Raw genomic sequence first — 24,583 nt, 5'->3', positions numbered from 1 at the left:
ATGAATCTTACCATTGGAATTTTATTTTCTAATTATGGACCTTATCATATTGCTAGAATAGAGGGATTAGCCAATTGCAATCAAAACCTGCAAAATCAGGTAGTGGCTATAGAATTAGCACGTTATCAAGACGAATATCCCTGGCAGATAAAAGTTGATAATTTACATTTGTCATTAATTTCAGTGATTCAAGAACAAGCTCTTGAAAAAACTAGTATTTTTAAATTAGTGCAAAAGCTGAATTCTATTCTTAAAAAAGTAAATCCCAGTGTTATAGCAATTGCGGGTTATTTTCAACCTGCAATGCTTTTCACTCTAGCTTGGTGCTTATGGCATCGTAAGCCTGCTATTTTACTGTCAGAAACTACTGAAAATGATTCCCCTCGTTCCTGGTGGCGAGAGGCATTAAAAAGTATTATTGTTACAAAATATAAATCTGCTTTGGTAGGAGGACAACCACATAAAAGATATTTAGTTAAATTAGGTATGCCCAGAGAAGCAACATTTGTAGGATATGATGTAGTAGAAAATGATGCCTTTCATCCGAATAGAATTAAATCTCTTCCTAAACCAGTCAATAATCCTTACTTTTTAGCGGTTAATCGCTTCATTCCCAAAAAAAATCTTTCATTTTTGATCTCATCTTATGCAATTTATCATCAGATAATGGGGGAGAGTGCTTGGGATTTGGTTATATGTGGTGAAGGACAGATGCGGCTAAATATTGAACAACAAATTCTCGAAGTTGGCTTAAAAAAGCATATTCATCTTCCTGGCTTTCTTCAACAAGATGAAATGCTGCTTTACTTTGCCCATGCAGGTTGCTTTATCCATGCCAGTATTCAAGAACAATGGGGTTTAGTAGTCAATGAAGCAATGGCAGCAGCTTTACCAGTATTAGTTTCCAATAGATGTGGCTGTTATGAAGATTTAATCATTGAAGGAGTCAATGGTTTTGGCTTTGATCCTGAGAATCCTCAACAGTTAACTGAGTTAATGCTGAAAATGAGTTCAGCAGATATTGACTTACAGAAAATAGGCGAAGCTGCTTTAGAACATATTCAAAAATTCTCTCCTGACTATTTTGCTCAAGGACTAATGCAAGCAGTTGAATATGCTTTAGTAGTTCATAAAAATAGCAAAAAATAACAATGAAAATTTTAATGGTTATCCCTGCATTAGGAAATATCTATGGTGGTCCGACAAAAATTGTTATTGATTTAGCAGAATCAGTTGGTAAATTAGGTGTCAGCGTTGATATCATAGCTACTAATGCTAATGGCTTTACAACTCTAGATGTACCTTTAAATAAATGGATTGCGAAAAAAAATTATAGAGTCCAGTATTTTTCCTATTTGATTTTTTTAGATTACAAGTTTACTTGGTCAATGACCAAATGGTTATTTCACAATGTATCTGACTATGACATAGTACATACTAATGCCATCTTTTCTTATCCGGTTCTAGCTGCTCATCTGGCTTGTCAATTTCGGATAGTTCCATATATTGCAACTCCCCACGGAATGATGGAGCCTTGGGCATTAGCTTATAAAGGTTGGAAGAAAAAATTTTACTTTACTTTGTTTGAAAACCCATTATTACAAAAAGCTAATGCTATTCAAATGACAGCTTCTACTGAAGCTAGACACATAAATACACTTAATTTAAAAACGCCTTTAGTTTTTGTTCCTAATGGTATCAATAGCACAGATTTTGAATCTCTACCTAGCGCGGAGCTTTTTTATGAACAGTTTCCCAATACTCGCAATAAAACACTAATTATATTTCTAGGTCGCATTGATCCAAAAAAAGGATTAGATTTATTAGCCACTGCTTTTGCTAAAGCACACGAAAAATTTCCTGAAACTCACCTAATTGTTGCTGGGCCAGACAATACAGGATTTTTACCCACTGCTGAAAGTTATTTTAGCGAAGCAGGCTGTAAGGATGCTGTCACTTTTACTGGAATGCTCACAGGTGCTATTAAATATGCAGTTTTAGCAGCCGCAAACATCTATGTTGCTCCTTCCTATTCTGAAGGATTTAGTATGTCTGTATTGGAGGGTATGGCTGCGGGTTTACCCTGTTTGATCACGACTGGCTGTAATTTTCCGGAAGCTGCGGAGGCTAAAGCAGCTAGTGTAGTTGACATTAATGTCACTCAAATAGCTAATGCCTTAATTGGACTTTTGCAAGATCCCATACAAGCGAAAAATATGGGCGATCGCGCTCGTAAATTGATCTGTGAAAATTACACATGGGATCGGATTGCATCAAAACTGATCTCAGTTTATACAGACATTCTTGAAAATCAGACTGTTCCTGCTATCAGCCAAGATAAATAATAAATAATAAGTGATTAAACATATGGATTCAAAGATTACTAACCAATACGAATACCAATACCAATCTGCCAATCATTCACACCATCATATTTATCTCATAAAGCCTCTTATAGAGATAATATCAGAATATACTGATCGTCTGGAAACTCAACAAAAGCTTCGTATTTTAGATATTGGCTGTGGTAATGGCAGTTTGAGTAACTTAATTGCACAGCATGGCTATGAAGTTGTTGGTATTGAAGAATCAGAGTCTGGTGTTAAATTTGCTAGCCAAACTTTTCCAGACTGCCACTTTATTCAAGGCACTATCTACAATCTACCCTATACAGAAATAGGAGAAAAGTTTGATATTGTTATTGCTGCTGAGGTAATTGAACATTTATTTTATCCTAAAGAATTAGTTAGAAATGCCAAACAATGCCTGAAGCAAAATGGTCATTTAATTATTACTACCCCTTATCATGGCTATCTCAAAAATATCATGCTTGCTGTTTCAGGAAAAATGGATAAGCACTTCACTACTCTCTGGGATGGCGGTCACATAAAGTTTTTTTCTGTAGCAACTATGACTACTTTACTCGAAACAGAGAATTATACAAATATCAAGTTTAGTTTTGTAGGCAGATTTCCCTATCTTTGGAAGTCTATGCTTTGTTGTAGTACTTTAGTAGGGAATTGATTTTATTTTGATATATTTACTTTTTATATGCTAAAGCAAATTACTCCTCTTATTCTCATTTATAATGAAGCCCCAAATATTAAACGCACACTTCAGCAACTCACTTGGGCAGAGAAAATTATAGTTATTGATAGCTATAGTACTGATAAAACTCTAGAAATTCTTAACTCCTATCCACAAGTTCACTTATTGCAACGGGAATTTGATACCCATACTAGGCAGTGGAATTATGGTTTAGAGCAAGTTCAGTCGCCGTGGGTGCTATCTCTAGATGCAGACTATATAGTCACTAATGAGTTAATTTCTGAAATTGCTGCTTTGCCAGTTGATGGAAAGATTGATGGCTATTTCGCAAGATTCAAGTATTGTGTGTTTGGTAAACCAATGCGTAGTAGTATACTTCCACCCCGTCAAGTGCTTTTTCGTAAAAGCAAAGTTACGTATATTGATGATGGACACACACAACTTTTGCAACTGTTTGGTAACTCTGCAACACTTTCTGCCTATATTCACCACGATGATCGCAAACCCCTAAACCGTTGGTTATGGGCACAGGATCGTTATACGGTGTTGGAAGTAAAAAAATTACTAGAGACTCCTACTAGTGAACTTAGTTTAGGCGATCGCATCCGCAGACAAAAAATTCTTGCTCCTTTTATAATTTTATTTTATTGCTTGATTATCAAAGGCGGTATTCTAGATGGTTGGCATGGTTGGTACTATGCCTTTCAGCGTGTTCTAGCAGAAATACTCTTGAGCATTCGACTTATAGAAGCTGAGAAATTTAAAACCTAATTATTGCGTTATGTGATTACTTTGACGTTACCTCATTCCGAGTACAACCAGAACAAAAGTTGAAAGATATCATATTACAAGGTGATCCTGCCCTACCTAATGGAATTCGTAAAATTGTTAAACATGGAATTAAAAAGCCCTCTATTTATAAAAAATAAAGTTAAAATATTCGTTCACACTTATACATATTTTCATCTAAACTTGAATTATTAAAGTTGTATACTTTATACCAAGATTTGCTACTTTCATAAGCAACTAAGTATTTTTTACAGTTTGACAACACTGAGGGCTAAACGACAGGATAAATCAGTATATTTGGTGAAATATTCTGATCGTCGCAAATGTAAAAAAAATGGTCTTTTAGCTCTAGCAGCATTGATTCTGGTAATGCTACTGTTCATTCCAGTACGGTTAGCGATCGCCGATCACCAAGCACCCCAACCCCAAGCTATCCTGGTGCTTGGTGGTGGCGAAGACAGAGAAGAATTCGCTGCCCAGTTTGCCGAATTTCATCCAGCCCTAAAAATTTGGGTTTCTTCTGGCAGCCCTCCCAACAAATCACGGGCAATTTTCCAAGACGCAGGTATTGCGGATAGCCGCGTTTTCCTCGATTCCCGTGCTAGAGATACTGTGACTAACTTTACTACCTTAGTAAGGGTTTTTCAGCAACAGCAGATACAACACTTATTTCTAATTACTTCAGATTATCATATGCCCAGAGCCAAGGCGATCGCTACCCTTGTACTTGGTAGTCAAGGCATTGCCTTTACTCCTGTGTCTGTACCATCGAACCGAACTCAAGAATCCCTCTTGCATATTATTCGTGATATTGTTCGCTCTTTACTTTGGATCGTCACAGGTCATACAGGAGCGAGCCTTTAACTAATTACTAATTCGTAATTCGTAATTCGTAGTTAAGAATTCAATTACGAATTACGTAGCTTGCTTCTCGCCGGAGGCGAGTATTATCAATTACGAATTATTTGAACCTACTCTTGTTTACCCACCCCATGCGTCTAGATCAATACACAGTCGGCAATTACACTCCAGGCGCACCATACTGGAAGCAACTTCTTTGGTATTTCGTTGGGTCACCCTTAGTTGAAAGTTATTGGCTACCACTTTCAGCTTTTAAGCTTTCGGTACTCCGCAGTTTTGGAGCTAAAATCGGTCAAGGTGTCCGCATTAAACCTGGAGTGCGGATCAAGTTTCCCTGGCGGTTAAACATTGGTGATTTTGTTTGGATTGGAGAAGATGCGTGGATAGATAACCTTGCTCCTGTCACCATCGAAAGCCATGTTTGTCTATCTCAAGGAGTCTATCTCTGCACAGGAAATCATGATTGGAATCATCCCGATTTTAAATTGATTGATGCTCCAATCCATATTCAAGAGAGTAGTTGGATTGCTGCCAAATCCTTAATTGGCCCAGGAGTCACTGTTGGTCGGGGAGCAATACTGACTTTAGGTGGCGTTACCGGCAGATCATTAGAGCCGATGACTATTTATGCTGGGAATCCGGCTCAACCGATCAAGCAGAGAAAGTTATGATACCCAATTTTTGCGATTGCATCACATAATTCAGTTTGCTACCATTTCACCAATTATTCAAATACTCAGCACGACGGTTGCGATATTTTAGGTAATAAGTTACCAAAAGTTTGGTTAATTTCTTGAGCGATCGCTTGTCTTTTGCCGTTACGATTGACTCTAATTTGCAGGCGATCGCCAATTTTGACGGTTTCTCCTAGTTGTTGCACTTGCTGTGTATTTATCAGCCGAAATGGTTATTCCTGGCTCACCTCAGCCCAGAGATTTACCTCTAATGATATTGACAAACTCTTATCCTTGTGGAATGAAACAGCCCTGCTTTAAAAAGGGGGGGTTGGGGGGTATTAGATACTTTTGGTAACAAATATATCTTTTCAAACATCCTCTTAAGGAAAGTGAATTTAAATTGATGAAAAAGGTTTAACCCAACGGAGTTGAATAGCAATATTAAGAGCGATAGCAGCTATTCCAAACCACAATACACTTTCAAAAGCCAACACCAAAAAAGGCCAAATTGTGCGATGAGAATTCCAGCCAAGTTCTATTTGAGTTAATCCTCGCACCAAGCTAAAGGCCAGCACACCACCGGCTTTGAGCTGGGGATTTTGATCTGAGCGGATGATATAGCGGTAAGTGACACCAAATAGGAAACCAGTAAAACTTGCAACTGCACCACTCACCCACAAGTGCCAGTTAACATCACTTTGCAGACATGCGAGTGTCTGAAAATACTTTGCCAGTACTAAAGTATTCAACAGACTAGCGATTGCAAAAGCGAAACACACAGATAATCCCCCAATTATTCCAGCTTTGAGGGATTCTATGCGTTCTGCCATTAATTGAGGATCTAAAGTTGCGTTCACTCTATATAGAAATTAGGGATTGGGTATTGGGAAATTTCTTCCCCAGTCTTTAGTATGATAAATGCTAGAGCAGTTTTGTAATTAATTAAATGTTGCTATTCTGTAGGAATTTTGATTATAAACTCGGTTCCTATACCTGGTTGAGAATTCACATCTAATACACCTTCGTGTTTCTCTACAACTATTTCATAAGCTATCGACAAGCCAAGTCCAGTGCCTTTCCCAACAATTTTTGTGGTAAATAACGGCTCAAACAAGCGTTGTTTAACCCGTTCAGGAATACCAATCCCATTGTCAGCAATCCGAATTACAAGCGATTGTTCAGAATCTATTTCTGTTACAATCTGAATTTGAGGAATTTTATTGCTCATTTTGCCTTGCATAATAGCTTCATCAAGGGCGTCAATTGCGTTTGCCAGAATGTTCATAAATACTTGATTCATCTCCCCGACATAGCAATTTACCAGTGGTAATGTTGCATAACTCTTAATAACTTCAATGCCGGGACGATCGCCATTAGCCTTGAGGCGGTGTTGTAAAATCATCAGTGTACTATCCAATCCTAAATGCAAATCTGCAAGTATTTTTGCATCACTATCCAAGCGAGAGAAGCTGCGAAGTGAATTAGAAAGCTTCTGAATTCGTTCCGATCCTAGCTGGAATGAACTCAGGATTTTTGCCAAATCTTCGAGAACGAATTTCAGATCCAAATCCTCAATAGCAGTAGTGATTTTGGCTGTTGGGTTTGGATACTCTTGTTCATAGATTAGAAGAAGCTTAGTTATTCCGGCAATGTAATCCTTTAAAGGCGGAATATTGTTGTAAAGAAAGCTAATGGGATTGTTCATTTCATGGGCAATACCAGCGATTAACTCTCCCAGTGTTGATAGTTTCTCTTGCTTCACCAATTTGACTTTGGCTTGTTTCAAAGCCTTGGTGCGATCGCTAACTTGTTGTTCCAAAGATTCAGTCAATTGTTTGAGTTGTAAATGTACGCGCACTCTAGCAATAACTTCCTCTTGTGCAAACGGTTTAGGGATATAATCTACTGCACCAAGGGAAAATCCCTTGGTTTTGCTTTCTGTATCTGCTAAAGCAGTGGTGAAAATAATTGGAATGTTTTGGGTAACTGGATTGGCTTTGAAGCGACGACAAGTTTCAAATCCGTCAATACCTGGCATTTGTACATCCAGTAAAATCAACTCTGGTTGATTGCGTTCGACTTGAGCGATCGCGCTTTCTCCATCGACTGCAACACGGAAACGAAAACCCTCACTATTGAGCGCTTCACACAGGAGAGATAAATTTGTTGGATTATCATCCACAATCAAAATAAATCCGTTATTTTGAGTTTTGCTCATGATGAATTAAAAATTACAATTGTACTCAAATTAATTGATGTATTGTTGAATAAAAGTTTCTAAACGTTTGAGTTGAAAATTACTAGCAAGCTGCACAATTTGCTGGGTAAAAACTTTTAGCCGTTCCTCAGATGCAGAAAGTTGCCCAGCCAGTTCCAAAATTTTTTGAATATCACCGTCTTGTGTCAGATCGAGTAACTCTTGTAAAACCTCTTTGGCGGGATAAATCATCTCATTTGGTTGATCCAAATCACCTGTATAGGTTTTTTTGATTGCGTCTACCTTCCCATCAAAAATCCATTCTAGGAGCAAAAATTGTCGTAGCATTTCCAGCAGTGTTTCAGCTTCTATAGGCTTTGGTAGAAATGCATCTGCACCTACATCAATACTCTTGTGCTGGTCGATTGCAAACACACTGGCTGAGGAAGCGATGACAGCAATCTCTTTAAATTGCTCAGACTGACGCAAACGACTGATCAACTCAAATCCATTCAATATAGGCATCACTAAATCAGTGATAATCAAGTCTGGTTTGTGCACTAGAGCCTGTTCCCATCCTTCCTGACCGTGACTAGCTTCTACAACAGTAAACCCAACTGGTTCTAGTAAATTTACAATTACCGATCGGTTTTCCCATTTGTCATCCGCAATTAAAATAGTGCGCCTTTGTCCTTGATAACCAATAATGGTTCCTTGTTCAACTACTCTAGAAACCTTTGCCCAGTCTTGAGATTCTGGCAATTGCACCTCAAACCAGAAAGTGCTACCTTTGCATAAGGTACTTTGCACCTGAATTTGACCACCCATCAACAAAACAATTTTTTGGCTGATTGCTAATCCCAAGCCTGTACCTTCAGATTGTCGTTTCTGATTTCCCACTTGCTCAAAAGGCTGGAAGATTTTCTCGGCTTGTTCAGGGATTATACCTGTGCCAGTATCTATTACCTCAAAGCGAATTTTGTAGTTAGTCTGTCCATTAGCATTTGATTCTTGAGCAATCACCTGAACTTTGAAGGTGACACTGCCTTGATGAGTAAATTTAATCGCATTACCAAGCAAGTTAATCAGTACTTGCCGCAAGCGTTTTTCATCAGCATGAATGCCCGTTGGCAAATCAGGATCGAGTAGGACATGAAATGTGATCGCCTTTTGTTCTGCACGGATGCGGCAAATTTCAGTCACACTATCTATAAAGGCAGGCAAATAAAAATCAACAGGATGCAATTCCAATTTCCGGGCTTCTATCTTAGAGAGATCCAAGACATCATTAATTAGAGTTAGTAGGTGGGAACCACATTGATAAATAATGCCAACTCCTTTGCGTCCTTTCTCGGTCAAAGATTCTGTGCGTTGGAGGATTTGTGTATAGCCCAGGATGCCATTCAGGGGTGTGCGTAGTTCATGACTCATATTTGCAAGAAATTCACTCTTGGCTTGGCTGGAGTTTTGAGCGACTTCTTCTGCAAGGCGTAGTTGTTTCTCGATACGCTTGCGCTCGACAATTTCAGTTGAAAGCACTCGATTGATAGCTTCTAACTGGGCTGGGCTGGGTAGTGTCAGAGCTTGAGGTATGAGATAAAATAGCGCAAATGCCGTATATATCGAAATAATAGCAGTTAAAGCTTTTAAACCACCTGCAATCCAATAGTCTGGATGCCAAAGTGTCCAAATATCCATCAAGTGTCCAGTACCGCAGGCAATGATAAAAGCACCAAATAATAGAAAGACTCCATTGAAAGGAACGTCTTGGCGCTTGGAAATAAAGTAAATCAGTAAAAAGGGAATAGAATAATAGGCAAGAGCAATCGTCGCATCAGAAATAATGTGGAGCCAAACTAATCCAGTTTGCCAGAGATAACAATGTCCGTGGGGAATAAAACCGTTGGAGTGGAAAGGATAGTTGAAAAATGTCGGCATGATATTAGGGGTTGCTGGATTTGAAATATATACCCATAACCTTAGTATTCCCAAACTATCAAGTCGAAAAGCGCGATCGCTACTTTTTTACATTCGTTTTCATGATTACGTAAAGTAGTAGCGTATCAAGAAAAGATGGTGTCTGGTTTGAGGCAGCTACGCCCGTTGTAGCGAAAAGTCGGAGCGGCGGCTTTTGCCGATCTGAACTTTTCAAGACAAACATCGCCCGCAAAACTTACAATGTCATTGATAAAAAAATTTCAGCCTGCTCAATCCCTGTATGATAAATATTAGAAACCTTTTGTAATTATTTGAAAACTGGGACTATGGAGATTTTGACACTAGGTTGGGTATCACTGTTAGTTGTGTTCACTTGGTCAATTGCAATGGTAGTCTGGGGACGTAACGGACTGTAAAGGCATGGTGGAAAGTCCATTTTTGAGTATTTTGGCTTTATTTGCTGTAGTGCTGCTCGTAGTAGTCACTGGTGGTATTGGTTATTTGACCTTGGCAGATTGGCGCGATCGCCGTCGCCAAGATGAAGAGAAACGCACCACCCGCAGCGCCACTCCCAAACGGCGATAATTCACTAGTGGTTGAAAAATGTTTTTGTAGGGACACGATAATATCATGTCCCTACACTATTTTATCTGCTATTCCCAGGAAAGAACTGTTACCTTTGCGATCGCCACGGGAATCATAAGATAGAAGATTTTCAATATTTAAAGTCCCACTGGGAATGGAAAACTCCTCTACTATTCAACCCATACAACCAAATTCAGAACAGCAAGAATCTCATTCAGATGTGACATTCTCCCTGCGTCAGAATGAGCAACAAAAAGCCTTGTCTGGAGTTATTGCCCGCATTCGCGAGTCTCTAGACATAGACGCCATCTTCAAAATTACAGTCACTGAAGTACGTCAGCTTCTGAAAACCGATCGGGTTAGTGTGTTTCGTTTTTATCCCGAATTGGGATGGGAAGGAGAATTTCTCTATGAAGATGTGGGAGCAGAATGGGGTTCGGCACTAGCAGCCAAATTGCGAGACCACTGCTTTGCTGCGGAGTTTGCAGGACTATATCAGCAAGGTCGGATTAAAGCAATGGCTGATATCTATCAAGCTAGTGTCAGTGATTGTCACGTCCAGATGCTAGAAAGATTCCAAGTCCGTGCCAATATAGCTGCTCCTTTAATAAAAGGTCAAGATTTATGGGGATTGTTGTGTATTCATCAGTGTAGTAGTCCTCGCGAATGGGAAGCATCAGAAATTGAGTTTGTGCAATTAATTGCCGAACATCTGGGAGTTGCCTTGCAGCAAGCAGATTACCTCGAACAAGTAAAACTACAATCGGCACAACTAGCACAAGCAAAAGCCAGAGAAAAAGCAGCTCAATGGCAGAAAACCATAGCCATAACCGTTGAGAAAATTCGTCAATTTCTAGACTTGGAAAGCATTTTCCGCACAAGCACTGCAGAACTTAGGCAGCTGCTAAATGCTGATCGCGTGGCTATTTATCGCTTCAATCCTGATTGGAGCGGTGAATTCGTGTTTGAATCAGTGGCAGAGGGTTGGATCTCCCTCATGGAGCAGCAGTTGCAGCGCCCGGAATTGAAAGAAAACGTCAGCGAATGTAGCACCAAAGATTTAGCTAAACCTCCAATTGCTGACACTTACTTACAAGATACCGAAGGTGGTAGCTTCAGTGAGTGTGAAGTTTACCGTATTTGTAATGATATTTACAGTGCAGGCTTTAGCGACTGCTATATTAAAATCTTAGAAATATATCAAGCAAGAGCTTATGTGATCATTGCCATTTATCACGGTCAGAAGCTCTGGGGCATGTTAGCGGTGTACCAGAACGCCCAAACCCGTGATTGGCAAAAAGATGAGGTTTACTTGCTTACCCAAGTGGGCACTCAACTAGGTGTGGCTTTGCAGCAAGCGGAATTTATCCAACAAATGCAGATCCAAGCAGCAGAGATCAGCAAAGCTGCTGAAAGGCAAAGGGCGTTGGCGAACACCGTAGAAAAAATTCGTCAGTCACTTGAAATTGAAGCAATTTTTAAAACCACTACTCAAGAAGTCCGTCGCCTATTAGAAGTAGAACGAGTCGCAATTTATCGCTTCTATCCTGATTGGAGTGGCGAATTTGTCGCCGATTCCATTGTTGATGGCTGGACGCCAATGGTTAAGCCGCAGCCTGTGACAGAAGGCGTTCTTGTGCAAGGAAAGCAAGCGGGTAAGTATGCACGTAATGAAGTTTTTGTCCCAATTTCTCAGGGCGAAAAGCTGTGGGGATTGCTAGTAGCTTATCAAAACTCCCAGCCCCGTTATTGGCAAGATGAGGAAATCAACTTGCTAGCACAAGTTGGCGTCCAATTGGGGGTAGCATTACAGCAAGCTGAGTCCCTGAAACAGGTGCAGGTACAAGCCCAAAAACTGGCTCAAGCTGCTGCACGAGAACGGAAAGCAGCCGAAAGGGAGAAGGCCTTAGCCGCAACGGTGGAGAAAATTCGCCAGTCTCTTGATATTGACACCATCTTTGCCACCAGTACAGAAGAAGTTCGACGGCTATTGGAAGTTGATCGAGTGACAATCTATCGATTTCGACCTGATTGGAGTGGCGAATTTGTTGCTGAGTCTTTAGCCCAAGGTTGGACACCAGTAAGGGAAATTATACCTATAGTTGCAGATGATTACTTGCAAGAAACCCAAGGCGGAGATTTTGTTAATGGTAAAATTCTTGTCATTAAAGATATTTATAGCGCCAATTATTCTATTTGTCATATTGCCCTGCTCGAACTAATTGAGGCTAGGGCATATATGATTGTGCCGATTTTTCAAGGCGAGAAACTTTGGGGATTATTAGCAGCGTATCAAAATATTAAACCCCGTGATTGGCAAGAAGATGAAGTAGATTTGCTGATGCAGATTGGTACTCAGTTAGGGGTAGGACTTCAGCAAGCGGAATTACTTAAACAAACTCAACATCAAAAAGAAGAACTCACCCAGACTATTAAAGAATTACAGCACACTCAGAGCCAGTTAATTCAAAGTGAAAAAATGGCAGGCTTAGGGCAGTTAGTTGCTGGTGTATCACATGAAATTAACAACCCGATTAGTTTCATTTATGGCAACATCACTTATGTTACTGAACATGCCGAAAATTTATTTAAATTACTGCGCCTCTATCAGAAACAGTATCCTAAGGCAACAGGAGAAATTCAAAAGCAAGCAGCAGCACTGGATTTAGATTTCATTAGTGATGACTTGCCCAAAATTCTTACTTCAATGAAGATGGGAGCAGATCGGATCTCTCAATTAGTCTTGTCGTTACGAAGTTTTTCTCGACTTGACGAAGCAGGAATGAAGACAGTTGACCTTCATGAAGGCATCGACAGTACTTTGCTAATTTTACAACATCGACTGCAATCACAGATTAATTCTTTTGCTATTGAGGTAGTTAAGCAATATGGTGAATTGCCCCCATTAGTCTGCTATCCAGCCCAGATAAATCAAGTGTTTATGAATATTCTCAACAATGCGATCGATGCACTGGAAAACTCACAGAAAGCTGGAAAAATAATTGACAATCCCAAAATTTGGATTCGTACAGAAGTCATAGAAGAGAATACTATTCTGATTTGGATTGCTGACAATGGTTGCGGGATTCCAGAGATGATGCGATCGCGTATTTTTGAACCTTTCTTTACCACCAAACAACCTGGACAAGGTACTGGTTTGGGTTTATCTATTAGCTACCAAATTATTGTGGAAAAACACGGCGGTAATATCAAATGTGTTTCTGAACCTGGTAACGGCTGTGAATTCTGGATAGCAATTCCGATGAAACGGTAAGTTAGCTAGAAAAACTCCAAGCCTAACACAGCACTATCAGACGATGATAATTTTTTATATTTCGCTTAAAGGTAGAAATATTTATTAACACTTTTACATCTATGCTACAATCAGCCCCTAGCTTCGAGAACAGCTACTCTGTAGGAAAGCCTACAGAAAAAGTGAATACTTGTTGTTGGGCTTTCACTAAAGACCTGAAAAGTTTGATTCCTATTAATATACATAATTATAGATTTATATAGTGCGTAAGTCTTACCTAAGAATGAGGGCAATTCCGTAGAGTCTTTATAAAGTGATACCTGTACATTTATTTAATTTTGTTACGGAAATTACACCATGAGTTCTCAACAAAAATCCAATAGTAAACAAGGGGAGACTGCTGCCAAGAAAGAAAGCACAGCAGCTAAAAAAGCTGATAAAGCTGATAACTTGGATTTAGATTCACTTGTTTCTGCACTAGAAGGAGACTTGACTGCTCTTGATAGCGAAACTGCTACTGGCTTAATCGATGAGTGGTATACTTATTTACACAAAGCTAAAGAGCCAGAAATCAAAGAAATTGCTGATAGCCTCAAGCAACTCAAGCAACTGGTGAAAAGTGGTAAGGCCACAGGTCATGAAATTGGTGAAGTGCTAACTGAAATTGGTGAGCAAACAGGTAATGTTGCTTCTGATACTGATAAAGAACTAAAAACTCCGTTACAGAAGTTGGGTAAGCAACTTCGTAATATAGGTGTTTCACTGGGTAAAGCGGAAGACCGCGAACAGATTGAACACATAGAATCAGTAATAGAAACCCTTGAAGGAGACTTGACTAAAATTGAACCTGAGGCGGCGCAAGGTGCGATTGATACGTGGTACACCTTATTGCATAAGTCTGAAAACGAGAATCTCCAAGAAGTTGCTAATGGACTTAAAGAACTTAAGCAACTCTTGAAGCGCAAAACTGCCAAAGGTGCTGACTTTGCCGAGGTGCTGACGAAACTGGGCGAACAAACTCAACAAGCTGCAACTGAAGCCCCAAGGGGATTTAAGGGGCCAATTCAAAGATTGGGTAAGCTTTTAAGTAAAGCTGGCAAGTCATTGGATTAATTTTAAAGTCTGTTTAATTACCGATAATAAAAGCACCTCATTTCACTTTGGCTGAGGCTAATGTGGAGTGGGGTGTTTTATATAATCACATCACTACGTTTTCGTGTTTTACAACTGGTTTATCTCAGTTACCAAATTATTTGTTAATGAACCACAAAGACACTAAGACACAAAGGAAGAAGAGGCGATGCCTTTGGCAGGCTTTCCTGCGGAACGCTACGCGAACGCCTACGCATAGTGGAGATTTTGCAGGTAATGCCTTCTCTACGAGACGCAAGGCGTAGCTTGCTTCTCCGTAGGAGTACGGCGGGCTTCTCTACGAAAGGCTACGCCTTAAGCGAAGCTATGCCGCAGGCTTTACGCCTACGCTTTTTTTAACGAACCTTTCTAGGCGCAGAAAACACAAAGGAAGAAGAGAGCGATCGCATTTTGGTGGGTGAGTGGCGATACTCTTTCAGAGTCACTTCGTGAACGCATTTGTTGTGAAAATGGAATTAAGCGATCGCGTTTATTATGAAGGTGCAATTAGACTATGACTATTTCACTCTAATTCTAAAAACAGTGACTCTAAATCTCTATATCCACTGATGACACGGGCAATATCAATTCCATCTTCTCTGGGATAGTAGAAGATGATATATTCTTCAATGTTAAATCCCCGTAGATTCGCAGATAATTGCTCATAACTCTTCCCCATGTTGGGAAATCCAGCAACTAATTTGCATTTCTAGCGAATTGCATCAAAAAGTTTACTAGCAGCACTGAGACTATTCTGGGCAATATATTCACAAATAGTATTTAAATCTTTGACTGCTTCATCAGAAAAAGAGTAGTTACTCATTTTTTAGACTCAGCAATTTTATTGATTTTTTCTTGTAGTTTAGCAAATACTATCTCACCATCTGTAACTTCTCTTCTATCAATTTGTTCTTTCCCAACCACTATTTTTTGCCGAAGTTATTTTAAACGTTGTTCTCGTGCTTGTAGCAATTTGAATGCTTCGTTCATTACTTCTTCGGCATTAGCATATCTCCCACTTTGAATTTGGGATTGAATAAACTGCTCATGCTCAGGTTTGAGGGAAATATTCATTGCAAATAACCCTACTAACTTCACTGTATTCAAATTTTATCGCTAATTGACTTGACGAACGAATACGGCTCAGTTTTCAACTGAAAGATTAATGCGATCACATTTGTCATAGAGATGAAATTAGGCGAACGCTTTTTTATCTCACGCAAAGGCGCAAAGGAAGAAGAGAGCGATCGCTCTTTTTAACCAACCACACAAGTGCACAGGATACAGAGTAAGAAGAGAGCGATGCCTTTGGCGGGCTTTCCTGCGGAACGCTACGCGAACGCCTACGCACTGTGGAGATTTTTACAGGCGATCGCTGATCATAATTTCACTACCATTAGTAATATAAGTTGCTCTCTGAATAAATATGGAAACTAAAGAAATTCTTCAAGCACTTCCAAGCCTGAGCATAAGCGATCGCCTGAAGATAGCTGAATCAGCCTTGCAATTGGTTCTTCAAGCTAAAGATGATCAAAAACGTTAAGCGGATTCCAGTTTCATTGGTGGTTAATTTGGTAGCTAATGGCAAATCTGTAGAAGAGATTTTAGAAGAATATCCTGATTTAGAACCAGAGGATATTCGTCAATCTTTACTTTACGCAGCTTGGTTAACTCAAGAACGGGTTTATCCCTTCAAAACCGCTTAATTTCAATAAAATGAAATTTTTAGCTGATATGGGAATTTCTCTACGCACTGTGTCTTGGTTGCGTAGTTCTGGTTATGATGTGGTACATTTGCGCGATCAAGGATTGCAAAGACTACCAGATGATCAGATTTTAGTGAAAGCTCGTACAGAAGAGAGGATTTTATTAACTGTAGACTTGGATTTTGCCCAACTTTTAGCCACTAATGGGGATAATTTACCCAGTGTAATTTTGTTTAGATTAGGAAATGAAAATTACAACGCAATTAATGAGCGTTTGACAGAAGTTTTAAGGGAATGTTAGGCAGATTTAGAACTAGGGGCGATTATTTCTGTTAGTAACGAAACTTTCCGGATAAGGCGATTACCGATATAAGTAAAGTTGATTAATTGCTAGTGTAGCTTATCGTAGCGATCGCACTGTGGAGATTTTGCAGGCGATGCCTTCTCTACGAGACGCTAGGCGAACGCCTACGCTTTTTTTAACGAACCACAGAGACACAGAGAACACTGAGGAAGAAAAGGAGCGATCGCATTTTGGTGGGTGAGTGGCGATCGCTTGTTGATATATAGCAAGAAAAAAATATAATATGGTTAGTTAATTTAATTATTTTGCAACAAATATTATACCAATGAATGAAAAATATATATGTGAATTTGCTATATATATTGATGATTCTGGAAGTCCAAAGCCAGACCCTAAAGACCAATATCCCTTCTTTGCGATGGGTGGTGTCTTAATCAAAAGAAACGATGAACAAATAATTAAACAATTAGTATCAGAGTTTAAAAGTCGCTGGTTTATTCCTCTAGAACAACCCTTGCACGGTAATGAAATACGCTCTCGAAAAAAAGGCTTTGCTTGGTTAGGTAAGCTTCAAAAACCAGAGCAAGATAGATTTTTGGAAGACTTGACATTTACTATTATTAATTGTCCAATAATTGTTCATGCCTGCGTAGTGTCTCGTCAAGGATATCTCAATCGTTATCTTGAAAAGTATGGCGAGGAAACCTGGGAAATGATGAAAAGTGCATTCTCTATTGTAGTTGAACGTAGTGCCAAGTATGCTGGAATGAATAATAGTAGTCTAATGGTTTATTTTGAAGCCGCAGGAAGAAACGAAGATACTTTACTCAAGCAATACTTTTATGATTTAAGAGCAAAAGGACATCCTTTTGATGCTAATAGATCGGATAAATATTCACCTTTATCTGCTGAAGATTTATCAAACACATTACGTGGAATAGACAGTAAGACGAAGGCAAACGCAATTATGCAGATTGCTGATTTGTGTTTGTATCCCATTGTTCGTAGCAAAGATAATCCTGAGAACCAAGCATTTTTGTCCCTCAAGAATGCTGATCTCCTTGTCGATTGTCACTTGACCCAGAATCAGATTAATACATTAGGAATTAAGTACTATTGCTTTGACAACCCCTAAAAACAACAAAACCGCCTTGTTAGCGGTTTGTGATGCGGCAGTCATACGACTACCCCCAGGCTGTGCCTAATCACTATAATATCTTCAAACTTGTTGATTGTCAACTCAGAACCACTTAATGGAAGTTTGGAGGTGCGATCGCTCTTTTTAACGAACCACAGAGGCGCAGAGGGCACAGAGGAAGAGGAGGAGCGATCGCACTGTGGTATTTAGCAGGCGATCGCTTTTTTTAACTAACCGCAGAGGCGCAGAAGACATAGACGAAGAAGGGGAGCGATCGCTTCGCTTTTTTTAACTAACCGCAGAGGCGCAGAAGACATAGACGAAGAAGGGGAGCGATCGCTTCGCTTTTTTTCACAAACCAAAACTTCTTGTTTAATTCTTGGGTTCTTCTTTGAGTTTATTGTTCTGATTTTTGTGTTGGCGTAGCTAGATTTTATCATCCAAATAGGGAATTAGATGAACCAAATAGTGAATTGTGTGGTTGCTCCATTCTTCTTCGTGTGTATAATACTGCCAAATGAATAGCATTCAGTGTCATTTCATAATCGTGCAGTTTCCTTTCATGCTCTTTTGCTAACTCGTTACTTCTTGTTTGAGTTTCTTCCTCTAGTTTTTGTTGATTTGCTGGTGTAGCCCAAAAAGTTGGGCTAAATAGTGAATAATATTGTTTGTTCATTATTTTTCCTGGGTATTGTAACGAGGTAAAGCGAATAGAGTTTTTATCCATATTAAACCTCCTAATGGACAATATAAAACATCTGTACTATAAAATAGCAAATATAAGAATTATTTATGACTAAAAAACTTGCCTTGGAAATAACAAATTCCCAAAGCAAGCCCAATTACTAATTCTTTTTTTCTTCGCACCTTGTGTGCAAAAAGCGTTGTGAACGCGGTTCGTTAAAGTTGCTTCACTTCCGAAACCAACTTCGCCACCATATCCTTCGCACTACCAAAAAGCATCGTAGTTTTATCCTTGTAGAACAACTCATTATCTACACCGGCAAAACCCGTACTCATCCCGCGCTTAATTACAATCGTCTGCTTCGCCCGATCTACTTCCAAAATCGGCATACCATAAATTGGGCTATTTGCATCACTCCGCGCCGCCGGATTTACCACATCATTTGCCCCAATTACCAAAGCCACATCCGCTTGTTCAAACTGGGGATTAATATCATCCATGTCGTACAACTGGGTATAAGCCACATTTGCCTCTGCTAGCAACACATTCATGTGTCCCGGCATTCTCCCAGCAACAGGGTGAATGGCATACTTGACATCAACGCCCATTTTTTCTAACTGATCTGACAATTCCCGGACGCTATGTTGCGCTTGGGCAACTGCCATACCATAACCAGGCACAATTACCACAGAACGGGCATAACCCAACATCATCGCTCCTTCTTCGGGATCGATACTGCGGACAGTTTGATCGGTTGCACCACCACTAGCAGCACCATCACCAGAAGTAGCTCCTGTACCAAAAGCACTGAACAGCACACTGAAGAGAGAGCGGTTCATTGCCTTACACATAATCTCGGTAAGAATTAAGCCAGATGCTCCCACCAAAGCCCCAGCGATGATTAACATATTGTTCATCACCACGAAACCAGCAGCAGATGCCGCCACACCTGACAACGAGTTCAACAGCGAAATTACCACTGGCATATCGCCGCCACCAATGGGGATGACGAACATCACACCCAGCACTAAGGAAACAGCTACCACTCCCAAGAATACAGGTAAGCTATCTGGTGTGATGATTAAATAGGCACTACCTACCAAATAAGCACCCAGAAGCAACAGGTTAAATGGTTGCTGGAAAGGAAATGTAATCGGGGAACCGCTAACTAAACCTTGCAATTTAGCAAAGGCTAAAAAACTACCTGTGAAGGTAACGCCACCAATTAACACGTCCAATAGCATGGAAATGTTCACATCTAGGGGTACGGGTGCGCCAGAATCCAATAATCGCCAGAATTCGGCAACGGCGACTAATGCTGAAGCTGCACCACCTAAACCGTTGAGTAAACCCACCATTTGGGGCATTTCCGTCATTTGGACTTTATAGGCAACGATCGCCCCAATTCCCGATCCAATTGCCAAGCCCAACAATATCATCTCGTAGTTCAATACATGCTGATCTAGCAATGTCGCCACAATTGCCAGCAGCATTCCCACAGATGCGATCACATTACCGTTTCGCGCTGTAGCAGGTGATCCCAGCTTTTTTAAACCAAAAATGAATAAGGATGCAGCGACTAAATATGTCAGCTGAATGCCAGTTGGTAAAAAGTCGCTCACGCCTTAATCTCCTTTTTTTTGAACATTTGCAGCATTCTATCTGTGACTAAAAAGCCACCTACAACGTTGACTGTAGCTAGTACTACAGCAATTAAACCGAGAATCACTGAGACACTTGTTTCTCTAGCACCTGAGGCCACTATTGCCCCAAGTACCGAAATGCCAGAAATTGCGTTTGAGCCTGACATTAAGGGCGTGTGTAAAGTCGGTGGTATTTTGTTGATGACTTCAAAACCGATAAAAGATGCCAAAACAAATACAAACAAAGCAGCAAGTAATGCCTCTGTCATGAAATCAAAACTCCTTGTATAAATAGGTATTGGGCATTGGGAAAACTCTTCCCTAGTCCCTAATCCCCAGTCCCTAATTAACCGCCGGTTGTTGAGTATTCGATGCTTGTAATGCATCCCGCACTCGTTGATTGCGAATTTCACCTGCGTGGGTAACGCAAGCTGCATCAACGATGTCGTCGTTAAAGTCAACCTGCAAAGCTTTGTCTTTAATTAGCAGTTGAATCAACGATGTTACGTTCTTGGCATACAATTGACTGGCATGAATTGGCATCGATGATGGGAGATTGATGGGGCCGATAATTGTCACGCCGTTCCACACAATATCTTTACCGGGTTCGGTGCAGGCGCAGTTACCACCCTGATCAGCGGCCAAATCCACAATCACTGAACCTGGTTTCATTTGTGCCACCATTTCTTCTGTAACAAGCCGTGGTGCTTGTTTCCCAGGTACTTGGGCAGTGGTAATTACAACATCAGAATTTTTGACGTGTTCGGCGACAACTTCTTGGGTACGTTGTTTGCTAGCCTCAGAGATTTCCTTGGCGTAACCACCTGCGGCGACAGTTTCTTCGTCTAATTTGACTTCAACGAATTTTGCCCCTAAGCTTTGCACTTCTTCTTTGACGGCGGGACGAATATCAAAGGCTTCTACCACTGCTCCCAAACGTCTAGCGGTGGCGATCGCTTGCAATCCGGCTACACCAGCGCCCATAATAAATACTTTCGCTGGAGCGATCGTACCTGCGGCTGTGGTTAACATCGGGAAATATTTCGGTAATGCAGCTGCCGCAATTAATACTGCCTTGTAACCTGCTAGTGAAGCTTGCGAGGATAAAGCATCCATACTTTGCGCCCTGGTGGTACGGGGAATCATTTCCATACTCAAGGCTGTAACTTTCCGATTTGCTAGTTGCTCTGCCACAACAGGATTTCCCAAAGGATTGAGGAAACTGACTAATACAGCCCCTTCCTTTAACAAATCAATTTCTGAGCGTCCATCTTCTCGTTCTTGTGGTGGGCTGACTTTCAACAGAATATCTGTTTCGCCCCATAGTTTGGCAGTATCGCTGATTATTGTGGCTCCTGCTGCTTCATAGTCAGTATCGTTGAAAAAAGCTCGCTCTCCTGCACCTGTTTCTACCCACACTTCCAAACCTTGTTTTACCAGTCGGGCAACGGTGTCAGGAATTAATGCCACACGACGTTCACAAACTTCAATTTCTTTAGCAACTGCTATTCTCATGAAATCTCCTGAAGATAAATACCTAATCTGTGCTAAGTAAGCGATTGTTTAGATGAGGCGTGTCCCGCACTCTATAGTACTTAGGCAGGAACATCAGCCATGACTTTTACTAGTAGATTGAACTTTGAATCTTTCCTCTCCCACTCTTAGCTTTCCAGGCAAAGCCTGACTTTGCCGCTTGCAGATGTCATATTTTCAGATAGTTGCAAACAGGGTTACATATTGCACATCCTAAATTGATTCCCAAATTTTGCATCTTTATCTTCAGCTTATTTTCGGGATTGAGAAATTTTGGTATTCCTTTCTTATAGAGTAATATTGACCCAATTTTGAAAGCTTTATAATTTCCAAATCAAATTTTAATGATTACGACTTTGATTCAAACTCATTTTAATCAATTTAGCCCAAGTTAACTGGCGATCGCTAATGGCGCGGCTCAATTTTTATAACAAAATTCTCAAATTTAGATACACTTATACATATTTGGAAACACAATCTAATCCTAACTGTGTTTCTATCTAGTTCAAAATTTGACCAACCTAGTACTGCAAGGCGGAAGTCAAAAGTCAAAAGTCACTCATGTTTTAATTTTGGGCTTTCTGGCTGTAATGAAATGGTAGGTTTATTTCCGCCGACCTGTACTAGTCATCAAATCAGCACTCTATAAGGGTAATGAAGTAAATTGATTAAACGTTAAATTTCTAACTAAGTGATTTTACTGTCGCCCAAACCTTAGAGAGGATGGCACTTTTTGTTGTTACTGAACGTCAATTGTCAGGAAGTGAGTAGTAAACTTTAGTAACGAATACTAACACATAGTTATTTAGATAACAGATTTATATTTTGGTAGAGGAAGCCTAATTATGCGACGTTTAGTTTCTGCTTTAGCCGTGACTGGCTTTTTGGTTACTGGATTCCCAGCCCTGACTTGGGCGCAAAGTTTACCTGGATTTACGCTGTTTAGCGGCATCAAACAAGAAAATCAGCTGCCCTTTCGGTTAGATTTTGGTGGACAAGCTAATGGTTGGGATCGTTACATATTGAGGATTCCAGCCAAAAGGATGAAATTGGCAGTTGGTCAATTTGCCATTACCTACCCTGATTATTACAAAGGAACTTTTGACCAGAAAAAAATTGAAGTCCGAGTCAAAGGCAAAGCAGTTCCGCTTTCTGAGGTGAAGTGGGACAAAGAAGGTAAGCTGATTAATATTTTTCCCCAAGATCCGGTGCCAGCAGGTAGCCCAGTTGAGGTAGTCTTATCTAACGTGAAAAACCCAGCCTTCGGCGGAGTTTACTATTTTAACTGTCAAGTGCTCTCTCCTGGCGATGTGCCACTACTGCGCTATATGGGAACATGGATTTTGAGCATCAATTAAGCTAGGAAGTGGGGAATAAGAATTTTAAATTTTAGATTTTGCGGAAAGTCTGAGCGGAGGTTTCCGACGCTTGCAGACTCGCTCTAAGCGTTGGCGCAGCCTCTCGAAGAGAAGCTATGCCGTTGGCGTTCGCGGAGCGTGTCGCAGACAAGCCTCTCGTTCGCTGTCTTCGTCTCTGAAAGAGAAGAGAAGGCTTTACGCTGCGCTATCCGTTGGCGCAGCCCACCGTAGGCATCAGAACTTTCCAAGACGGATTAAAGAATTGAAATTTAATCCAAAAGACCTCGATAGCGCAGCGTTAGCGAGTCAGACGTTCGCAGACTCGCTAACGCTGCGCTATCGTCAATTCAAAATCCAAAATTGAATTGCCCAATGCCCAATTTCCTAATAAAGTGATACAATTAGAGATTGTGAGTTTTTATAAAAATCACCTAAGAGGAGAACAGTATGAAAAGAACACTGGGTGGCACTAGCCGTAAGAGAAAAAGAACCTCTGGTTTTCGCGCCAGAATGCGGACACCAGACGGCAGAAACGTGATTAGCGCTAGGAGAAAAAAGGGACGTCATCGTCTGAGCGTTTAGAGTATATCAAGCTAAAAGAGCATCTGTGGCTTTGCCCAAAGCAAATCGGCTAAAATCCCGAAAGGATTTCCAGGCAGTTTTCCGGGAAGGGATTCGGCATCATGGCTCTTATTTTACATTGAGAGCCTTAAAGCCGTTAGGTTCAGCAAAATCTTCTTTGGACACTGCCACCCAGATTACACAAGCAATTGACTCAGCACATCTTGCCAGCACGCGGGTTGGCATTTCCATAAGTACAAAAGTTAGCAAAAGGGCAGTGGTTCGCAACCGAATCAAACGGCAAATTACTGCTGCTTTACACAACTTGCTGCCCAAATTATTACCAGGATGGCGGCTAGTGGTGATTGTCAAACCCACAGCAGCAGAATCTAAGTGCGTAAGCCCACAATTTCTGCAAGAATTAGAGCAGTTGTTGGCACAAGCCGAGGTGTTCGATGGGAATTCGTGAAGATGTTTATTATGAAGGTGGCCCCCATCTTGGGGATTTAATAATCAACCTGCTGATTGGGCTAACCATTGTCGGGATACCATTAACAGTCGGGGCAATTGTCAGGGCATTGTGGCTGCGTTTCCGCATCACCGATCGCCGAATTACGGTGACGGGAGGTTGGCAAGGGCGCGATCGCACTGACGTAATTTACTCAGAAATTGTCAAAATCGTCAAAGTCCCCCGTGGCATTGGCTTATGGGGAGATATGGTGCTAACCCTAAGAAACGGCAGTCGTCTCGAATTGCGTGCAATTCCCAAATTTCGGGAAGTCTATGACTATATTAATGAAAGAATTGCTGCGAAAAATCCCGAATATAGCGCCGCTGCCAACAAGTGATGGGAGCAAGGGGAGATGAGGGAGATGAGGGAGAAGAACCACAATGCCCAATGATGCCAGTCGCCTCTTTGAAGGGAGACGCTACGCGAACAAGTCGGGAAACCATAAAGGCAGTTCCTCCTGGGGGAAACCCCCTCTAAGCGACTGCCGACGCTCCAACGTCGCTAACGCTGCGCTAACACCACGGCGCTGGCTCCCCAATGTCCAATACTTCTCTACCTTGGGCTGCGCCCTAAGCGTAGCTATGCCGCAGGCTTTACGGCAACTCTTAGAGACGCTCTTGCGTTCGCTCAGTACAAGTGCCCAATGCGCCATTTGAGGGTGCGGC

28 protein-coding genes and 1 pseudogene are annotated in these 24,583 nt (G+C 40.8%); 19 read left to right on the top strand and 10 right to left on the bottom strand.

The window, feature by feature from the left end:
• From V7L29_RS29495 to V7L29_RS29470, 6 genes are all read left to right on the top strand, one after another.
• Positions 1-1,149 carry a glycosyltransferase family 4 protein gene (locus V7L29_RS29495; RefSeq protein WP_334737714.1) on the top strand — a complete coding sequence of 383 codons (1,149 nt, stop codon included), beginning with the start codon at positions 1-3 and terminating at the stop codon, positions 1,147-1,149.
• Positions 1,150-1,151: 2 nt separating this feature from the next.
• On the top strand, positions 1,152-2,345 hold the full coding sequence (locus tag V7L29_RS29490; RefSeq protein ID WP_334737713.1) for a glycosyltransferase: 1,194 nt from the start codon (positions 1,152-1,154) through the stop codon (positions 2,343-2,345).
• 22 nt (positions 2,346-2,367) lie between these two features.
• The gene (locus V7L29_RS29485; protein WP_334737712.1) at positions 2,368-3,024 is read left to right on the top strand and encodes a class I SAM-dependent methyltransferase; all 657 of its coding nucleotides are present in this window, start codon (positions 2,368-2,370) and stop codon (positions 3,022-3,024) included.
• Between the two features lie 27 nt (positions 3,025-3,051).
• Complete coding sequence (locus V7L29_RS29480; RefSeq protein ID WP_334693910.1) at positions 3,052-3,819, top strand: glycosyltransferase family 2 protein; 768 nt, start codon at positions 3,052-3,054, stop codon at positions 3,817-3,819.
• 387 nt (positions 3,820-4,206) lie between these two features.
• Positions 4,207-4,701: a YdcF family protein gene (locus tag V7L29_RS29475; protein ID WP_334693946.1), complete on the top strand. Its 495-nt coding sequence runs from the start codon at positions 4,207-4,209 to the stop codon at positions 4,699-4,701.
• Positions 4,702-4,829: 128 nt separating this feature from the next.
• Complete coding sequence (locus tag V7L29_RS29470; protein WP_334693909.1) at positions 4,830-5,369, top strand: WcaF family extracellular polysaccharide biosynthesis acetyltransferase; 540 nt, start codon at positions 4,830-4,832, stop codon at positions 5,367-5,369.
• Between the two features lie 65 nt (positions 5,370-5,434).
• Here the strand turns inward: V7L29_RS29470 and V7L29_RS29465 are convergent, their stop codons facing one another.
• The 4 genes from V7L29_RS29465 to V7L29_RS29450 all read right to left on the bottom strand — a co-directional run bounded on the left by V7L29_RS29465 (position 5,435) and on the right by V7L29_RS29450 (position 9,510).
• Entirely contained in the window at positions 5,435-5,578 is a 144-nt protein-coding gene (locus V7L29_RS29465; RefSeq protein WP_334737711.1) for a hypothetical protein, read from the bottom strand.
• Positions 5,579-5,770: 192 nt separating this feature from the next.
• On the bottom strand, positions 5,771-6,205 hold the full coding sequence (locus tag V7L29_RS29460) for a hypothetical protein (RefSeq protein ID WP_334737757.1): 435 nt from the start codon (positions 6,203-6,205) through the stop codon (positions 5,771-5,773).
• A 122-nt stretch (positions 6,206-6,327) separates the two neighbouring features.
• Entirely contained in the window at positions 6,328-7,593 is a 1,266-nt protein-coding gene (locus tag V7L29_RS29455; protein WP_334737710.1) for a sensor histidine kinase, read from the bottom strand.
• Positions 7,594-7,623: 30 nt separating this feature from the next.
• On the bottom strand, positions 7,624-9,510 hold the full coding sequence (locus V7L29_RS29450) for an ATP-binding protein (RefSeq protein WP_334737709.1): 1,887 nt from the start codon (positions 9,508-9,510) through the stop codon (positions 7,624-7,626).
• 326 nt (positions 9,511-9,836) lie between these two features.
• On the opposite strand from V7L29_RS29450, the gene petN reads away from it, so the two are divergent.
• The 4 genes from petN to V7L29_RS29430 all read left to right on the top strand — a co-directional run bounded on the left by petN (position 9,837) and on the right by V7L29_RS29430 (position 14,461).
• Positions 9,837-9,926, top strand: coding sequence for a cytochrome b6-f complex subunit PetN (gene petN / locus V7L29_RS29445; protein ID WP_012408302.1), 90 nt, complete (start codon positions 9,837-9,839; stop codon positions 9,924-9,926).
• 4 nt (positions 9,927-9,930) lie between these two features.
• Entirely contained in the window at positions 9,931-10,095 is a 165-nt protein-coding gene (locus V7L29_RS29440; RefSeq protein ID WP_334693950.1) for a hypothetical protein, read from the top strand.
• A 154-nt stretch (positions 10,096-10,249) separates the two neighbouring features.
• Positions 10,250-13,369, top strand: coding sequence for a GAF domain-containing protein (locus tag V7L29_RS29435; RefSeq protein ID WP_334737708.1), 3,120 nt, complete (start codon positions 10,250-10,252; stop codon positions 13,367-13,369).
• A 336-nt stretch (positions 13,370-13,705) separates the two neighbouring features.
• Positions 13,706-14,461: a hypothetical protein gene (locus tag V7L29_RS29430; RefSeq protein WP_334737707.1), complete on the top strand. Its 756-nt coding sequence runs from the start codon at positions 13,706-13,708 to the stop codon at positions 14,459-14,461.
• A gap of 541 nt (positions 14,462-15,002) precedes the next feature.
• On the opposite strand, the pseudogene V7L29_RS29425 reads toward V7L29_RS29430, so the two are convergent.
• Positions 15,003-15,173 (bottom strand): annotated as a pseudogene (locus V7L29_RS29425) (type II toxin-antitoxin system RelE/ParE family toxin); the annotation flags it as partial.
• Positions 15,174-15,418: 245 nt separating this feature from the next.
• Positions 15,419-15,553, bottom strand: a complete 135-nt coding sequence (locus V7L29_RS29415; protein ID WP_334737705.1) for a type II toxin-antitoxin system ParD family antitoxin — start codon at positions 15,551-15,553, stop codon at positions 15,419-15,421.
• Positions 15,554-15,781: 228 nt separating this feature from the next.
• Here V7L29_RS29415 and V7L29_RS29410 point away from each other — a divergent pair, with 228 nt between their 5' ends.
• From V7L29_RS29410 to V7L29_RS29395, 4 genes are all read left to right on the top strand, one after another.
• The gene (locus tag V7L29_RS29410; RefSeq protein WP_334737704.1) at positions 15,782-15,916 is read left to right on the top strand and encodes a hypothetical protein; all 135 of its coding nucleotides are present in this window, start codon (positions 15,782-15,784) and stop codon (positions 15,914-15,916) included.
• A gap of 89 nt (positions 15,917-16,005) precedes the next feature.
• A complete protein-coding gene (locus V7L29_RS29405; protein ID WP_334737703.1) occupies positions 16,006-16,185 on the top strand; it encodes a DUF433 domain-containing protein in 180 nt (59 codons plus the stop codon).
• A 10-nt stretch (positions 16,186-16,195) separates the two neighbouring features.
• Complete coding sequence (locus V7L29_RS29400; RefSeq protein ID WP_334737702.1) at positions 16,196-16,486, top strand: DUF5615 family PIN-like protein; 291 nt, start codon at positions 16,196-16,198, stop codon at positions 16,484-16,486.
• 328 nt (positions 16,487-16,814) lie between these two features.
• Complete coding sequence (locus V7L29_RS29395; RefSeq protein ID WP_334737701.1) at positions 16,815-17,624, top strand: DUF3800 domain-containing protein; 810 nt, start codon at positions 16,815-16,817, stop codon at positions 17,622-17,624.
• 439 nt (positions 17,625-18,063) lie between these two features.
• Here the strand turns inward: V7L29_RS29395 and V7L29_RS29390 are convergent, their stop codons facing one another.
• From V7L29_RS29390 to V7L29_RS29375, 4 genes are all read right to left on the bottom strand, one after another.
• Positions 18,064-18,354, bottom strand: a complete 291-nt coding sequence (locus V7L29_RS29390; protein WP_334737700.1) for a hypothetical protein — start codon at positions 18,352-18,354, stop codon at positions 18,064-18,066.
• Positions 18,355-18,527: 173 nt separating this feature from the next.
• Positions 18,528-19,934: an NAD(P)(+) transhydrogenase (Re/Si-specific) subunit beta gene (locus V7L29_RS29385; protein ID WP_334693666.1), complete on the bottom strand. Its 1,407-nt coding sequence runs from the start codon at positions 19,932-19,934 to the stop codon at positions 18,528-18,530.
• The gene (locus V7L29_RS29380; protein ID WP_109009004.1) at positions 19,931-20,224 is read right to left on the bottom strand and encodes an NAD(P) transhydrogenase subunit alpha; all 294 of its coding nucleotides are present in this window, start codon (positions 20,222-20,224) and stop codon (positions 19,931-19,933) included. The genes V7L29_RS29385 and V7L29_RS29380 overlap by 4 nt, the downstream gene beginning before the upstream one ends.
• 73 nt (positions 20,225-20,297) lie before the next feature.
• Positions 20,298-21,470, bottom strand: a complete 1,173-nt coding sequence (locus V7L29_RS29375; RefSeq protein WP_334693665.1) for a Re/Si-specific NAD(P)(+) transhydrogenase subunit alpha — start codon at positions 21,468-21,470, stop codon at positions 20,298-20,300.
• 863 nt (positions 21,471-22,333) lie between these two features.
• Between V7L29_RS29375 and V7L29_RS29370 the strand changes: the two genes are divergently transcribed.
• From V7L29_RS29370 to V7L29_RS29350, 5 genes are all read left to right on the top strand, one after another.
• Complete coding sequence (locus tag V7L29_RS29370; RefSeq protein WP_334693664.1) at positions 22,334-22,846, top strand: DUF2808 domain-containing protein; 513 nt, start codon at positions 22,334-22,336, stop codon at positions 22,844-22,846.
• A 447-nt stretch (positions 22,847-23,293) separates the two neighbouring features.
• Positions 23,294-23,428, top strand: a complete 135-nt coding sequence (rpmH, locus tag V7L29_RS29365; protein WP_099102484.1) for a 50S ribosomal protein L34 — start codon at positions 23,294-23,296, stop codon at positions 23,426-23,428.
• Between the two features lie 25 nt (positions 23,429-23,453).
• Positions 23,454-23,876: a ribonuclease P protein component gene (rnpA, locus tag V7L29_RS29360; RefSeq protein WP_334737699.1), complete on the top strand. Its 423-nt coding sequence runs from the start codon at positions 23,454-23,456 to the stop codon at positions 23,874-23,876.
• Positions 23,863-24,255, top strand: coding sequence for a PH domain-containing protein (locus tag V7L29_RS29355; RefSeq protein WP_334689478.1), 393 nt, complete (start codon positions 23,863-23,865; stop codon positions 24,253-24,255). The genes rnpA and V7L29_RS29355 overlap by 14 nt, the downstream gene beginning before the upstream one ends.
• Positions 24,256-24,298: 43 nt before the next feature.
• Complete coding sequence (locus V7L29_RS29350) at positions 24,299-24,574, top strand: hypothetical protein (protein WP_334737698.1); 276 nt, start codon at positions 24,299-24,301, stop codon at positions 24,572-24,574.
• Positions 24,575-24,583: the final 9 nt, after the last annotated feature.

The organism is Nostoc sp. (assembly GCF_036916575.1).
Classification (GTDB): Bacteria; Cyanobacteriota; Cyanobacteriia; order Cyanobacteriales; family Nostocaceae; genus Nostoc.
The sequence above is the reverse complement of the archived record's forward strand: the minus strand, read 5'-3'. Positions and strand labels throughout refer to the sequence as shown.